Origin of the sequence: Acinetobacter sp. Swhac1, assembly GCF_013390985.1 — a bacterium.
Classification (GTDB): Bacteria; Pseudomonadota; Gammaproteobacteria; order Pseudomonadales; family Moraxellaceae; genus Acinetobacter; species Acinetobacter towneri.
In genome coordinates, this window is record NZ_JACASN010000032.1 from 19,437 (window position 1) to 35,838 (window position 16,402).

At 38.8% G+C, this 16,402-nt stretch carries 10 protein-coding genes and 3 pseudogenes; 3 read left to right on the forward strand and 10 right to left on the reverse strand.

Annotated features, from left to right (window positions below):
- Positions 1-862: 862 nt before the first annotated feature.
- Together HX743_RS13610 and HX743_RS13615 are read right to left on the reverse strand one after the other, a co-directional pair.
- Positions 863-3,721 (reverse strand): relaxase/mobilization nuclease domain-containing protein, encoded by a 2,859-nt coding sequence (locus HX743_RS13610; RefSeq protein WP_178319484.1) that lies wholly within the window; start codon positions 3,719-3,721, stop codon positions 863-865.
- A 2-nt stretch (positions 3,722-3,723) separates the two neighbouring features.
- Positions 3,724-4,041: a hypothetical protein gene (locus HX743_RS13615; RefSeq protein WP_178319485.1), complete on the reverse strand. Its 318-nt coding sequence runs from the start codon at positions 4,039-4,041 to the stop codon at positions 3,724-3,726.
- A 286-nt stretch (positions 4,042-4,327) separates the two neighbouring features.
- On the opposite strand from HX743_RS13615, the gene HX743_RS13620 reads away from it, so the two are divergent.
- The 3 genes and pseudogenes from HX743_RS13620 (at position 4,328) to HX743_RS13630 (ending at position 7,505) form a co-directional block, all read left to right on the forward strand.
- Positions 4,328-4,702, forward strand: a complete 375-nt coding sequence (locus HX743_RS13620) for a hypothetical protein (RefSeq protein WP_004871235.1) — start codon at positions 4,328-4,330, stop codon at positions 4,700-4,702.
- 197 nt (positions 4,703-4,899) lie between these two features.
- Positions 4,900-6,017 (forward strand): annotated as a pseudogene (locus HX743_RS13625) (IS3 family transposase).
- Positions 6,018-6,095: 78 nt separating this feature from the next.
- Positions 6,096-7,505, forward strand: a complete 1,410-nt coding sequence (locus HX743_RS13630) for a TIGR00341 family protein (protein WP_004871243.1) — start codon at positions 6,096-6,098, stop codon at positions 7,503-7,505.
- A gap of 32 nt (positions 7,506-7,537) precedes the next feature.
- Here the strand turns inward: HX743_RS13630 and HX743_RS13635 are convergent.
- The 8 genes and pseudogenes from HX743_RS13635 to HX743_RS13670 form a co-directional block, all read right to left on the reverse strand.
- Positions 7,538-8,374, reverse strand: a pseudogene (locus tag HX743_RS13635) (BCCT family transporter); the annotation flags it as partial.
- Between the two features lie 181 nt (positions 8,375-8,555).
- A complete protein-coding gene (locus HX743_RS13640) occupies positions 8,556-9,455 on the reverse strand; it encodes a cation diffusion facilitator family transporter (RefSeq protein ID WP_005028603.1) in 900 nt (299 codons plus the stop codon).
- 86 nt (positions 9,456-9,541) lie between these two features.
- Positions 9,542-12,682: an efflux RND transporter permease subunit gene (locus HX743_RS13645; RefSeq protein WP_178319486.1), complete on the reverse strand. Its 3,141-nt coding sequence runs from the start codon at positions 12,680-12,682 to the stop codon at positions 9,542-9,544.
- Positions 12,672-13,901: an efflux RND transporter periplasmic adaptor subunit gene (locus HX743_RS13650; RefSeq protein WP_156189611.1), complete on the reverse strand. Its 1,230-nt coding sequence runs from the start codon at positions 13,899-13,901 to the stop codon at positions 12,672-12,674. The genes HX743_RS13645 and HX743_RS13650 overlap by 11 nt, the downstream gene beginning before the upstream one ends.
- Before the next feature lies 1 nt (position 13,902).
- Entirely contained in the window at positions 13,903-15,228 is a 1,326-nt protein-coding gene (locus HX743_RS13655) for a TolC family protein (protein WP_035269736.1), read from the reverse strand.
- 48 nt (positions 15,229-15,276) lie between these two features.
- Positions 15,277-15,690, reverse strand: coding sequence for a cation efflux protein, CzcI-like (locus HX743_RS13660; RefSeq protein WP_005401819.1), 414 nt, complete (start codon positions 15,688-15,690; stop codon positions 15,277-15,279).
- 291 nt (positions 15,691-15,981) lie between these two features.
- A pseudogene (locus tag HX743_RS13665) lies at positions 15,982-16,158 on the reverse strand (transposase); the annotation flags it as partial.
- A gap of 52 nt (positions 16,159-16,210) precedes the next feature.
- Positions 16,211-16,402, reverse strand: a 192-nt coding sequence (locus HX743_RS13670; protein ID WP_178319487.1) for a DDE-type integrase/transposase/recombinase, incomplete at its 5' end; no start/stop codon positions are given.

The following is a 16,402-nucleotide window of genomic DNA, read 5'->3' on the forward strand; positions in this document are numbered from 1 at the left end:
CTCATAACCTCATAACCTCATAACTTCATAACTTCATAACTTCATAATATATTAAAATTTAATTTTTAGATTTATGCCACTGTTAATTCATGGGCTACCACAACGTATGTTCTTCGTTTTCGCAAGAGATGCGGTGGATGTCTGGTGATTTGTAGTCATAAATTGTAGTCCCCACTTGTTTTTAAGTGGGGACTAAATTAAGGCTTATAGGATGAATTCATAAGGTGTGTTCAGCGGACGCTTACAAAAAAAAAAAACGAAAAAATAGTTAAATTAACTTTTCAGTATTAATTTGACTATTTTTAATTTTAATTGCTATTGAATAAAATTCGATTTAAATACAATTTTTTAGTGATTAAGTCCAACCCAGATATTTCTTTTTTCAAATCACATTTAAACGTAATAATTTTTTTTCCGTGGTCTACAGTGTAGCTAAAAATTAAACCATTATGTACTTTATAGTATTTATTACCGATATACTTGTATCCAAAAAAATGAAATGAAAGAAGAGAGTCACAAAATATTTCTAACATATTAGAATTATTTATATTAATAAAAGAGACAGTAAAGCTATCCGATGAATTGTGAACCAATTTATCAAGAATATTAAGAAGAAATGTATTGTATAGTTGCGAAGATTTCACTATTTAACCTTATTTAGAGCACACGAAAAACACGTAAAAAACGAGTTATCCTTTCATGTCTTTAAATAAGAGTGACTTTCTCCCGCTAGCCTTAATTCTAGCTAACCAACTAGTCTGTTATAAAACTAGGGGGCTATTGATTTTATAACTCAACAAAGATGGAAAATCTAGTTTTTTTTAGAAAATTATTCATTCTTCCTGCATTCTATTTAAGAGTATTAGAAACCAAAATCAAGGCTATCATTTGTATGGTTTAGACTCTTAGAATTTTTGTCTAATGTTGTAGATTTCTCTTTATTGAGGAGGTCTGTTTGATCTTCTATAGTTGGTGATGTTGGAGGCGAATTAGGAATAACAGTCTTGTGCTCATTTATTTGGTGCACAATATTGTGATCTATCTTATCGTTCGCTGAGCTTTCAACTTGACGATCTATTACTAATGGGTGGTCAAATTCGATTCTTATATTTGTTGCACGTGCAATTTCTTGCACCTGTCTTTTAAAGTCATCTGTACCAGAGACCAATACAACCCCAAATTTATCTCTAGCTAATAATAAGGCATCGTGAATATGGTCAAGCTGTTGGCTGACTACTGTAATATCTAAAGTTTTTTTGCTTTCAAAAAAAGCGACTTTCTCTTGATCGATATAAAATGTTTCTCCAAATCTGTATTCGATACGATATTTTTTAATAGGGGAAGCTGACTGTAAAATTTGATCAGAATCTTTCAATGTTTCTTTTGGCCTCGTGAAGATATTATTCCGCTCTAATTCCTGTTGTTTTTGTAGCTTAGCTTTTCTACTGTATTCGTAAAACTCAAACATCTGTAAGTAATCTAGTTCAGATAAAGATTCTGTCTGTTGATAGGATTTGTTCACTTTATTTTTAGGTATAAGTGTTAGGTCTTTCAAATGTTGCGAAGCATCGTTGGTTATAACAAGGGTATGGCATTTTTCGTTGATCATAGGCTGATGTTGTAAAGAAAAATATAATTGCCAGGTTTGCTCGATGTCATTTGAGTTGAAATATTTTTTATTTAATTTTGAAGCTTGTGTATAGATCAGGTTATGCAGCCTTTCTATCAAGATACTCTGATCGTCTTGATTAAGCTGAGGCAATTGATGCTTTTGAATACATGTTGCTAAAATAGATGTGAGCTGGCTCAGTTTGATGCCACAACAGTTCAGAAGTAAACCAGTTTTGATCAGTGCTGTGCTTTTGCATTCGCCTGTTGTTTTAAAATGTTGATAGAGTTGCTTGAAGCCAATTTGGAGTTGCTCTAATGATAATTCTGAGAGAGCAGGCAGAGTTCTACTTTTGTTTGTATCTTGAATTTCATTGGATTTATGTTGGGACAGCATCTTAAATAAGTTTTTAAAATCTGATGATCCTCGAACTGATACTTCATGCTCGGGATGTAAATTCTTTAAACATTGCTGTAATCGGGTGATTGAATAATTACTAAAGACCAGAATTCCATATCTATTTTGAATCCCAATAGGCTCTTTATGATCTTCTGAATCAAACAGTATTTTGGCAGTCTTGATTTCTGGGTTTTCTTGATAAATAAAATTTTTAGACTGACGTTGATCGAATAGAAATTGTTGTTGTATCAATAGAGGATTTGTGGGTGAGACAAATCTTAAAAAATCAGCATAAGAGGTAATTTGGGTTGAATCAAAGTTTCTAGACAAAAAATTTTGATCGAATAGCTTTTCAGAGGTCTGTTGGCTTAAATTTTGATTTTGGGAAAGAAATACTTTTCTAATTTCAGCTCTGGTGGTCAGTTGATCTGTATGATGTTGATAATGCAATAGAGTATAAATGGTATCAGTAGACTGTTCTGGAAATTTTTTCTGAAGTTGTTTTAAAAAAGAAGATTTATTGTTTTTATAAATTTCATTCTCGAAATTGATATCCCGGTACTTTGATCGACGATTCTGACTATAAACATCTTTAGTTGATTTCATCTTGAGATAAGCGTCATGAAGCTCCTTAACCAAAAAGTCTTCATTCTGGAATAAATGATAAGCAGAGATCTTTGAGGATTCATGTGGAGTGTGCTGAGCTGTCGTATTCAATTTGGGCTGATAGATTTTGATCTGATCAGCGTGATGAGGTGTAAACTCCCCCCAACGCTTTTCCAAGCTCTTTAAAGTGACTTGTTTATTGCAAAATAAAGAAGCCTTAAACGTCAGAGACTGTTGATCATCAGTTTTTATTTTAAAAATACTACCATTACGTTTTCGCTCATACAAAATTCCTAAACCTGCTAATTGTTGATGCCAGTCCTGCCAACTATTTGCATCTTTTAGGATCGGCTGAATGGTTTTTTCAAGGTCAGCTTGATAGTTGCCTGCAGTCACAATGTCATTGCGCAACTGACTCTTTTGTTGATGTCGATGTTCTTGATCACGAATCTTTGCACTGATTTTAAATGCATCAGGATTTGATATGTGGTTGATGTTTTTTTCACATTGGCCAGTTTCATGATTATAGATAAACAGAGGATTTGGCTCAGGTTCCCAGCCTTGTTTTGCTTCAATTTCAGCAGTGGCTCTATGCACTGCATTCAAAATCCAGCCATCGCCTAGCTCCACCGCTTGATGTTCATTATGATTATTCTTTCGGTATGGATGGATTCGATTAATGATCAAATGGAAGTGTACATTGTCTGTATCCATGTGCAATGCATACTGCATTTGTAAGTCATCTGCTTTGAGATGTTTACTTAAAATATCGATTTGTTCTTCTAATTCCTGGGTCGTTGGGACTTCAAATTTTTTAAAACTTCCGACGATATGAACAATTGGGTCATCCACGCGTGTATTCAAACTGGCAGTTTGTGACATTTCAATTTTTTGATACTCAATATTGTCATCCAGAAAGTTACGTGAATTCGAGTAAACACATTTTTCAGAAATGAGCTCATGACTAAAGCTAGCATGCAACTGAGTAATATAGTCACTGAGGTAGTCGATACGCGTTTGATTTGGATTATGTATGTAGTCTGATAAACCGTTGATACGATTTTCAACAGAAGTGCCTAAGGTGTTTGGAATTACTTTAATAATCATGTCTAACGTACCTGGTCATTTAGTCGACGCACAATGATTTTCAACTCATGCACGAGCTCTGTAATGTCACATAATTCTTCGGGGATCAAATCTTTATCTTTGAGTTCAATCAGTATTTTTGGAAGGACAACCCCAAGAATTCTGATCGTATGAATATCACGTTGATCAATCAATTGAGCGTAGTCATCACTTAAAATTTTTTTACGTATGTAGTCAGATTGATTCATCTGTAATGCCTTACAGGCATCTTTGATGAGCTGATGTTCATCTGCAGTTAAACGAACAATGATCTGCTTATTTCTTGATGCTTTAACTTTCATTTTTTTCTACTTTATACAAATTGAGACCGAGCGAAGCGAGCTCGAGATTTGTGAATCTGGACGATGTGATATACATCGTCCCATCCTGTACTTTTTTAGTGGTGGTCATGGTCAGTGAGTGAATTAACGACGTTAATGAAAATAATGAATGATTTATATTTTTTTTTGAGTGCAAAATGTTACATTTTTCAGTAATTCAAAAATTAGAAATGGGTCAAGTTTTACCATTTCTGTAATAGAATATATTCAGAAAAATTGGCTTATATATTTATTCTTAGGAAAAAACATGATACAAGACCAGAATGTTTCAGAACTTGATATTCAGAATCTAGCTAATAAAAATTTAACATCCTCAACAGAAAATACTTCTGAAACTGTATCGACAAAAGAAGAAAAGCATTCAAAAATTGTTGAGAAAAATCAAAAAATTTATAGTGTCAATGATTCTAAAAAATTTGAAGATATTCTTTTTCGTCATATAGAAAAAATGAATGAAAAGACGATCACACGTAATCAGTTACTTACTCAACACAAGAAAACCTTACTTGAACTCTTCAGTCTCGGTGCAACTGTAGAAGAAGTAGTGACTTTTCTAAAAGAAAACAATTTCACGAGTATTTCTGAAGAAAATTTAAAAGAATTTTTGAAGAAGAAAAAATAAATTATTGAATGTGAAGTAAGATCAAGTTGATTCGAGTGCATATGAAATTACTTCACACAAAGCAATTGATCCCATCGAAAGTATGATGTGTGCTTAAAAAACAGGAGGGTTTAACTTGGTAAACTATACATACTCATTAGGAGTTTACCATGAGCAAGAAATAGAAGACTTACACCGCAGAATTTAAAGCTGAAGCCATAAAAGCCATTGAAGAGAACCAAGGTAATGTATCGGAATCCGCTAGACAACTTGGCATTTCAATGCAAACCCTTTCGAACTGGAATAACAAAGCAAAGGCTGGAACTTTAGCAGGCACAAAACAGTATTCGCCCGATCTAAACGCCTTACTCGAAGAAAATAAGAAGCTTAAACAACAGCTCAAAACAGCTGAAATGGAACGTGAATTTTTAAAAAAGGCAGCAGCGTACTTTGCCAAAGAAAGTCAGTGAGGTACGCCTATATGAAATCGCAAAGCCACTTATTTCCGATTATTTTAATGGCTCGATTACTTCGTGTATCCGTTTCTCGCTTTTATGATTGGCTAAAGCGAGGCATGAGTAAAAGATCAATTCAGTGAAATCAGCAGACAATTTTGGTCAAAATAGCCCATGAAGAAACCAAACAAAGCTATGGCTATGTTCGATTAACCAAGCATTTACAAGCGCAAGGTATCAAAATAAGTACGTATGCTGTGCGCCAAATAAAAAAATCAAATCAGTTGTATTGTAAGCGCCATAAGCGTTTCAAAAGAACCACGAACAGTGATCACAACCGTTCTATTTATGACAATTTACTCAAGCAACAGTTTTCAATGACGAAGCCTAATCTTGCGTGGTCGAGTGACATTACCTACATTTGGACGGCTGAGGGCTGGTTGTACTTGGCAGCTGTCAAAGATCTTTACACGAAACAGGTTGTTGGCTATAGCTTAAATGAGCGCATGACAGCCAAGCTTGTTTGTGATGCATTGAATATGGCTATTCGCAATCAGAAACCTGCTAAAGATCTCATTGTACATTCAGATAGAGGCAGCCAATATTGCAGTAATGAATATCGAAACTTACTTGAGAAATTTGATTTTCAGGGTTCAATGAGCAAAAAAGGCGACTGCTTTGATAATGCACCGATAGAGAGTTTCTGGGGCATACTCAAAAATGAACTAGTCCATCATCGCAACTACAAAACAAGGGAAGAAGCCAAAGCGGATATTACAAAATATATAGAGTTATTTTATAATCAGCGAAGAATTCAAAAAGGCTTGGATTTTAAGACACCAAATCAAATGGCAGAAGACTTTTATCGGTTAGCTGCCTAGAATCTCCCAAGTGAAAGTCTCCTGCTAATTCAGCACACATCAGTCTTTCCACAGATGGATAAAAAGTAGGATGTTAAATTGACCAACACCTCTAATAAACACAACTCCTCCTTTAATTATACAAGTAGATTAAGACGTGCACGCCATCGCTTTAGTCTGCTGGCAGATAAGGCAGAAGATGATGAAATCGAGCGTCGTATTCGTGATGGGATTGAGCTATCAGGAGCCATTCCCTGGATTTTAATATTCGCTATTTTTATTGCATCAGTCGGATTAAATATCAATTCAACAGCCGTGGTTATTGGAGCAATGCTAATTTCTCCACTTATGGGACCGATCATGGGGGTGGGGCTGGGTGTAGCAGTTTATGACTTTAAACTGGTAAAACGGGCACTCTTCAACCTAGGTATTGCAACACTGATCAGCTTGGTCGTATCCACTCTATATTTCTCGATATCACCCCTCGATAATGCACAATCTGAACTTTTATCACGAACTAGCCCAACCGTTTGGGATGTGCTCATCGCATTATTTGGTGGATTGGCAGGAATCATTGGGATCACTCGAGAAGAAAAATCAAATGTTATTCCAGGGGTGGCGATTGCTACAGCATTGATGCCACCTGTCTGTACTGCTGGATTTGGTATTGCAACTGGACAGTGGAGCTTTGTTGGTGGTGCACTGTATTTATATACCATTAATTGTGTGTTCATCAGTTTGGCAACTATTATCGGTATCCGGATTTTAAGGTTAAAGCCACATAGTTTTGCTGACGAAAAAGTAGAAAGACGTGTAAAAATATCTTTGCTGATGATCGCAATGGTGACCGCAATTCCAAGTGCCTATCTGGCGACTAAATTAGTTAATGAAGAAGTTTTTAAATCAACTGCCAACAAATTCATTACACAAGAATTTACCTTTAAAGAAACACAAGTCGCCAGTTCAAAAATTGATAGCAAGACACGGACCATTGAGTTGGCTTTAGTCGGTTTGCCCTTAAGTCAGGCGACGTTGCAGAATATTGAAGGGAGACTTGCTGTTGCAAATCTCGAAGGAACTAAAATTATTGTGCATCAAACCAATGATGATAAGGTTGATGTGACTGCCTTAAAATCTGGGGTATTGAGTGATTTGTATCTGAATGGACAAGAAGCCCTGCGCCAAAAGGATGAACAGGTAAAACAATTACAGCAAGAATTAAGGGTGAAAAATGCTTTATTTGCCAATGCAAATGATGTTTTTGCAGAGCTACGTGCACAGCATCCCACTGTAAGCTCTATTTTTCTAGGACAAGGCATTGATTTACCGACTGATCCCAATCAAAAGCAAATACTGCAACTTAGTGTGAGAACATCTGAACCACTATCGAGTGAAGATCAAATTCGCATTGAAAATTGGTTCAAGGTTAGAATGAAGACGGATGCTGTACTATTAGATTTTTTGGTAAATCAAGATATTGTTAATCAAAAAGATAGCAGTTCAAACTAATACTTGTTAATTTGAACTGCTATGTAGATTGTTTAATTACGGACTACATTTAAAAAATACAAGTGGCGTTCGTATTGATCAATAATGTCCTGGAGTAAATCTTCTTGTGTCCATTCCATGACATTGTAGTTTTTCCCCCCTTCTTTTAGAAAAACTTCCGCTTTGTAATATTTCAGAGAGAGGCTACTTTCGTCATCGAGCATAAAACTCGGAGCTCGTGTTTCAGTAGCCACGACTTGATAGATGAAGTTGATTTCATTTTGATGATCTACTTTCAGTAATAGCCCCCCATCAACCTCACGGATTGAAACATCCAGATTCCGGCGCTGAAATTCATGTTTTATGTTCTGAAAAGCCTGATGAACATTCTGATGAATATAGGCTGTTACTTCGGCTTTAGAATGTGGGTAATGCATAATTAAACCTAGACGCTGTTGCCAGCTTCTTGGGTTTTGTATAGCTCGTGGTGTGATCCTAGCACTTTGTAGGGCCTGTACTTTTAAGACATCTAAACGTAGTGCCTTGATTAACCCCCAGCACAATAACAGCATAATGAAAGTAAAAGGCAAGGCACTCATGATCACTGCAGATTGCAAGGCACTTAAACCACCAACGATCAGCAAGATAATAGAAAGAACAGCAATCACAGCTGTCCAGAACAAACGTTGCCAAACAGGGGAGTGCTCCGTTTTAGCCGTAAGGTAATCTGTGATCAAGGCTCCTGAATCAGCCGAAGTAACAAAAAACAGGAAGATCAGGAGGGTAGCAACCAGACTGGATACACTAGAGAGAGGTAAAGTCTTTAAAAATTCGAATAAGGCAACAGAAGAATCTTTTTCTACAGCCAATACTAGACTGGAATGATTTTGAACCGTACCGGGTTTGTCGGAGACTTTTTTATTTAAGTTAGGCCACCTGACCTAACGGGTTAATCTTATCATTGAACCGTACTGGGTTTATCGGAGAGAAGTTTTTAATATCTAAATTTATGTAACTATAGAGTATACTTTAAAGTTACACAAAACATCTATATGAAGACTAAAGTCCAAATTAGTGTTTATGTTGGTTCAATGTATTACATTTCGTATTTTCTATTTGTAACGTAATTTCAGTAATATTATGATTATGTTTTAGAACTTCTAAGGCCTTTTGATAGAGTTGATCTGTATTGCTATTCGGAGCAACCAAATGAGCAGTTAAATGAATATTTCTTGAGGATATAGCCCAGACTTTCAACTGATGAATCCCTTCAACGCCCTCTAGCTTCAATAAATCATTTCTTAACGACTCAATATCAATCTCATCAGGAACTCCTTCAAGCAGAATATGAATACTTTGTTTTAATAAAATCCAAGTTCGAGGTAAGACCCAGAAGCCAATTAACACAGCGATTACGGTATCAACCCACATCCACTGGGTAAAATAAATAACTATTCCTCCGATAATCACGCCTATCGATCCTAGAGCATCACTAAGAACTTCTAAATATGCACCTTTTATATTTAGACTTCCTTCAGCACTAGCAGAAAGGATTTTCATTGAAATCAAATTTATGACCAAACCAATGACCGCGACAATCATCATTCCAACACTTTGAATTTCAGCAGGATTCGTAAAACGTTGATAAGCTTCATATACAATATATATTGCTACCACAAAAAGCATCACCGCATTAAACAGAGCCGCTAAAATTTCAAATCGCTGATAGCCAAAAGTTCTTTTATCATCTGCGGCTTTTTTACCAATTTTGATAGCGGCAAGAGCAATAGCTAAAGCGGCTACATCAGTAAACATATGAGCTGCATCAGATAACAAAGCCAAACTTTGGGTAATAAAAGCAGCGACAACTTCTACTATTAAAAAAGTAGTCGTTAAACCTAAGGCAACCATTAACTTCTTACTATTTTCTTCAGTAACAACCGCATGGCTATGATCATGATGTTCTGACATAAAATATTTTCCTTATTCTATTTATGACGAGCAGAGATATTGGATAACAGCCAATATCTCTGCTGTAAATCGACTAATCTATTGGATTAAGAAACTTTCTTTTCATTTATCCAACGATAAAGCACGGGTAACAGCACCAAAGTTAGTAATGTTGAAGAGATAATCCCGCCAATCACTACGGTTGCCAGTGGCCGTTGAACCTCAGCCCCTGTTCCGGTTGCCAGCGCCATTGGTACAAAACCCAGTGAAGCCACACAAGCTGTCATCAACACTGGTCTTAAGCGCAAAATAGCCCCTTGCCACACGGCTTTATGCACTGGATATTTGTCCCTTAATTCCTTAATAAAGGTCAGCATTACCAGTCCATTGAGGACTGCAACACCAGATAAGGCAATAAAGCCAATTCCAGCTGACATCGATAATGGAATATCCCTTAGCCAAAGGAACAGCACACCACCGGTCAAGGCAAAGGGTACCCCGGTAAAGACCAATAGACTTTCTTTGACATTGTGAAAGACCGCCATCAGTAAAATAAAGATAGTGATTAAAGCCAGTGGAATCACGATTTGCATCCGTGCTTTGGCTGAAGCCAAATTTTCAAACTGACCGCCATATTCTATCCAATAACCACTTGGCAAAGTGTATGCTTTGAGCTGTGTCTGTACATCAGAAACAAAAGACCCTAAATCACGCCCTTCAACATTCGTTGTAACCACAACTCGGCGTTTACCATTTTCTCGACTGACTTGGTTGATTCCTTCAATGGTCGAGACTTGCGCGACATCCGACAATAAAATACTGCCACCATTTGGAAGCTGAATAGGTAACTGGGAAACAGATGCGACACTACGGTCTTGCTCTCCAAGACGGATAACAAAATCAAAACGACGATCGCCTTCTAAAATCTCTCCCACGCTTTGTCCACCAATACTGGTTGCCACAAGGTCTTGAATTGAACGCACACTCAAACCATATTGTGCAGCCAAAGTTTTATTTACCTCGACATTCAGTAATGGCAAACCTGAGGTCTGCTCAACTTTCACGGCACTGCTACCCGATATTTGCTGAATGATTTTGGAGATTTTAGTCGCCTCAGTATTGAGGACATTCATATCATCACCGAAGATTTTCACACCAACATCACTACGCACACCTGAGATCAATTCATTAAATCGGAGTTCAATCGGTTGTGAAAATTCACTATTATTGCCTGGAATCGTGGCTAAATACGTCACCATACGGCCACGTAATTCATCTAAACTTTCTTTAGGATTTGGCCATTCTGAACGAGGCTTTAACATGATATAGCCATCTGAAATATTGGGTGGCATGACATCTGTTGCAACCTCGGCTGTACCCGTTCTGGCAAATACTGCCTTAATTTCAGGGAAACTCTTTAAAAGAAGTTTTTCAGTATTCTCCTGAATACGTAAAGACTCTACTAAGCCTGTACTTGGTGAACGTAACTGTTGTACCGCAAAGTCTCCTTCACTGAGCTGTGGTGCAAATTCACTGCCGAGTTTGGTACTGATAAATCCCGTAATCACTAATACACACAGTGCAAAAGTCAGCACAACTGCTTTGTATTGATACGAAATATCAAGAGTTTGCTGATATTTAGCTTTTAGCCATAACATCCAACGACTTTCTTTTTCTTGAATATCGCCTTTGACCCACAATGCCACAGCAGCAGGCACAAAGGTGATCGATAAAATAATGGCTGCAACAAGGGCGAGTACCACTGTCAATGCCATCGGATGGAACATTTTTGCTTCCACACCACTTAAAGCAAAAATCGGCAAATACACCACCAAAATAATAAGCTGACCAAAAATAAGAGGACGACGTGCTTGGCGGGCAGCCAGAAAAACTTCCTTAAAGCGTTCACTTTGTGTGAGAGGTCGTTTTAACAGTTGCTGTGTATGGGCTAAACGCCGGATACAGTTTTCGACAATCACCACAGCACCATCGACAATGATGCCGAAATCGAGTGCACCTAAACTCATCAGATTGGCACTGATATTTTTCTGTGCCATCCCGGTTAAGGTAAACAGCATAGAGAGTGGAATGACACAGGCAGTAATCAAGGCAGCACGGATATTCCCTAAAAACAGGAACAGAATGATGATGACCAGGATTGCTCCCTCTACCAAGTTTTTCTGAACGGTTTTAATCGCCTTCTCAACCAAGGTAGTACGGTCGTACACCGTTTCAATCACTACCCCTTTAGGCAAACTATTCTGAATATCTTGAAGCTTGGCATCCACAGCTTTAGAAACAGTCCGGCTATTTCCACCCATCGCCATCATGGCAACCCCTAAAACGGTTTCTTTGCCGTTATAGGTTGCCCCACCGGTTCTTAAATCATGCCCAATAGAGACTTGCGCAATATCACCAACCCGAATTGGGCTGCCATTTGGGCTACCCAGCATGGTGTTCTCAATATCAGAAAGCCCATTGAATGCACCCGGTACACGTACCGTCAGTTGCTGACCATTGTCTTCAATATAACCTGCACCTCGGTTCTCATTATTTTGCGCTAAAGCCTGTTGCAGTTGTTCTAATGAGATATTCAGTTGCTGCATCCGGTTTAAATCGGGAGAGACCACATAGGTTTTTTCAAAACCACCAATACTGTTGACCTCTGCAACTCCCTTAACACGTTGCAGTTGAGGACGCACAATCCAGTCCTGAATCTCACGCAAATCCATCGGCGTGTATGCAGTTCCATCCGGCTTTTTCGCATTCGGATCTGCCTTCAGTACCCATTGATAAATCTCACCGAGACCCGTAGAAACGGGGGACATCGTCGGTGCGATTTGTGCAGGCAACTCAGATTGCGCCTCCTGTATCCGTTGGTTAATCTGCTGACGGGCCCAATAAATATCAGTCCCATCTTTAAAGACAATGGTGACTTGAGAGAGTCCATAACGGGATATGGAACGGGTAAGCTCCAGATCCGGAATGCCAGCCATGGCATTTTCAATGGGATAGGTAATCCGCTGTTCGACTTCAAGCGCAGTAAAACCCTTGGCTTGAGTATTAATCTGGACTTGGGTATTGGTAATATCGGGTACAGCATCAATCGGGAGTTTCTGATAGCTATACACCCCGACCGCAATCCAGGTACAGACAAAGAGCAACACCCAAATCGCATTTTGTATGGAAAACTGAATGATTCGTTCGAATAAACCTTCTGGTTTTGGCAGATCAGAATTAATGTTCATGGCCTGCCTCGTCTTTTTCTAATTCAGATTTCAACAAGAAACTGCCTTGAGCGATATACTTCTGCCCTTCAGTCAGCCCAGAAATCACTTCAAGCCATTGTCCATCACTTGAAGCCTGCCCCAATTGCACTTTCTGTGCTTTTAAGTGGACTTGACCTTTTTGTTCTGAATCTACGATGAAAATACTGTCTTCACCTTCAATACTTTGCAGCGCAGACTTTTGAATCCGAAGGGCTGATTTTGCTGTAGCTTCCGGAATCAACACTCTCACTAACACATTAGAACGCAACTCAGTAGCTTGCGCATCGAGTTTTGCGCGCACCACCAGACGCCCTGTTTGTACATCTGCCTGAGAGGTTAGGCTTTGTACAGTAGCTTTATAGATTTGATCTGAATCATTCACTTTAAAGTCAATTTTTTGCCCGGCTTGCAGTTGACCTGAGAATTGATTCGGCAAATTAAACTCAAGCCATAAATCTTTCAGCTGTTCAATGACAAAGAGCTGATTAGCCAGTTGCACATTTTCACCGACCACAATATCTTTTTGACTGATCACCCCAGAGATCGGTGCTTTAATCAGAAAACGCCCATTGTTATTGCCACTTGCACCTAATGCATTTAAACGTGCTTGTGAGGACTGAACAGTAATCTGCGCTTGACGGTAGGCATTTTCGGCACGCTGGTAATCCTGTTTGGCAGAAATGCCCTGTGACCAGAGTTGCTGTTCTCGCTGGTAATCTTTACGGGCCAAATCCAGATTCACCTGTGCCATACGCAGATTTGCCTGTTGGTCGATCAGTTCAGGCACGATTAGTACAGCCAGCGTTTGTCCTTTTTGCACGCTCTGTCCTAAAGCCACATTGACCTGCTCGACATGACCACTAAAATTAGGCGATATATGCGCTTGTTGATCGGTATTCACCACCAATTTACCTGGCAGGGTTGTCAGCTTTTCAACCAATCCTGTGGATGCAACAGCAACTTTTAAACCTTGTTCAACCATTTGTTGGCTGGTCAGTTGTATTTCGCCTTCTTCAGCATGTCCTTCTTCAGAACTATCTTCATCAGAATGTTCGGCATTTCCCTCTTCATGACCATGCCCCTCAGATTCAGTTTTTTTTGAACTTAACCAAATAGCCAGACTAACCAAGACCGTAATCAGAATCAAAATTGCAATCATGAGAGACTGGGATATTTTTCCGTTTTGCTTAGCGTTCATTTTATCGTGCTCCCCCATTGATTAAATTTTGCGATGCTTCGACTGCCTTTTTATTCAGTTGTGTATAGGCATCCGAACGGCTAATTTCTTCATAACTTGTGCCAATACTGAGTGCCTCAGCTGCGAGGGCAGTTTGCCAAGCTTGACGTAGAATTTGTAATTGACCCAATCGAAGATTCTGCAGTTGGGTGGTTGCTTGCTGAACGTCGGTAATGGACAGTTTCCCTGCCTGAAACCCTTGTAAAGTACGGCTCTGAACTTTGGTCGCCAAAGTAACTTGTGCTGTTGTGGCATCGAACTGGCTACGTAAACCTTTGAGCTGATGCATGCTGTTGGCAATATTGAGTATTTGTTGCTTCAGCTCACGCTGCTGCTGTTGGTTCAGCAATATTTGCTGTTGCTGGACCATCGGGATCGCATATTGCTGGCGGTTGAAAATATTCAGTGGAATAGCCACGCCGATTGCCAAAGTCGTATCGTTGCTTTCATTAGGGGTTTTGCTACGTTTCATGCCTACATTTAAAGTCGGATTGGGACGTGCCTGAATTCTTAAATTTTCAATTTGATGATCCGATTGCTGAATGTTCAAGGCATAGAATTTTTCTAGCCACCCTTCAGCAATATACCGTTGCACAGTTTGGAGACTTTGCTCTGGCCAAGGGATAGCGGTTTTATTCAATTGAAGATGTGAAGATGTTTCTCCCCCCCACAAATTAGACAGCTGACGACCGGCAGCTTGTTTATTCAGCATCGCTTGCTGATAAAGTCGTTGGATTTCTAGCGCTTCAATTTGGGTACGCTCAAAATCAACCAGGGCAATACTGCCTGCCTGATAGCGTTTCTGGGCACTGTCCAGATTGGCTTTACTTGTTTTTAACTGTACTGAATAAGCAGACTGCTCAACCTCAGCAAGTGCAAATTGCGACCATGCAAATTTAACAATCAGTTGGCTTTGTGCCTTCCATAATTGCTGTTGCAATTGGATTTGTTGATTCGAGGTATTGGCAATCACCCGGTTCAGCTTACGCTGACCAAATAGATCTAGAGGTTGACTAACGCCAACATTGAATTCCTGTTCTTGACCTGAGCCAAAGCCAGACTGTTCTAAACTTATACTTGGATTCTGCCATAACCGACTTTGCTGAATATTCAATTCAGATATTTGCTGAACTTGTTGCCACAGCTTGTCTTGAGTCTGGTAACTTTGTACTTTTGCTAAAGCGGATTCAAAGCTGGTAACGTTTTCAGCATAGCTATATTGCATAGCCGCTGCACATATACAAGCAACCAAGCTATGACGCAAGAGTATAATTGATTGTGAAGACATGATTTTTCCCACTTATTTAAATAATAAAAGTGGTGGGAATGTTTTAGGCTACCCCACCATGAGCGGGGAAAATTTGGGAGGTGGGCTTTGTTGAAACAAGTCAGGAGCCTGATAGCTGTTTTTCCAATGAAATTGTGGATTCACTTTAACTTCAGAGCTTGGATGAAACACATCTACTTTTTCATTTTGTACAATCAAATGCGTCATCGATGGTAGATGATCTTGATGATCTTCACCGATTTCTAAATCGCTACTGAATGTTTTTATGTTTTCTGACTGTCCATTATGATCGTGTTGACGACTATCGCTGGCACACAAGGTATTTTGGTGATGACCAAAATGATAACTCTGCTGTGATTGAGGCTGTTGTTCATGGACACAAAAGGCCGCCGCCACATTCCAAAAGCTTTGGAACATGAACAATCCAACCAAGACTGTAATCCATGTAGTAGAACGCATCATCATAACAATCGAAAAATTTGTACCAAGTATAAGGCTTAGAGCCACTCCAAGGTCAAGCTTAATAAATTAAATTAAACATTCAATGAACACTGAATAGCCGGCACTTTTGCAAATTTACCTTGTCTCTATAAGCTCACATCAATTTCAGGTAAGAATAACAATAGATAGTGAACCGTACCGGGTTTGTCGGAGAGTCAATATTCTGAGAGACTACCCCGATGACAAAATTAAAATATACCCCTGAAATCAGAGGGTAATCCTCCCATAAATAACCGAAGTTAAAAGTAGAGGTTAAGCAGCCATTAGAGGTGGCTTTCCTTTGTTAGCTTGATGTGGTCTTTCATGGTTGTAATGCCACAACCAGTTTGTTGCATAATCTTGTACTTCATCCAAAGTATCAAATAAATGCTTGCTCAGCCAACTATAACGTATGGTCCGATTATAGCGTTCAATATACGCATTCTGCTGGGCACTGTTGCAAATAGAGATTTGAGTCGATGAAGTTCCTTTTTAAAAGTGCTTAGAGACCGAAAACCCTGTTGATTAGACACACTTCACCTTGAGGCTGACCATAATAAAATGACCATGCTTGTCCTTTACGTAGTGCACGCATGACTTCAATACCTTTAATTGTGGCATAAGCCGTCTTCATAGATTTGAATCCTAATGTGGCCCTGATGATCCGCTTTAACTTACCATGATCACATTCAAT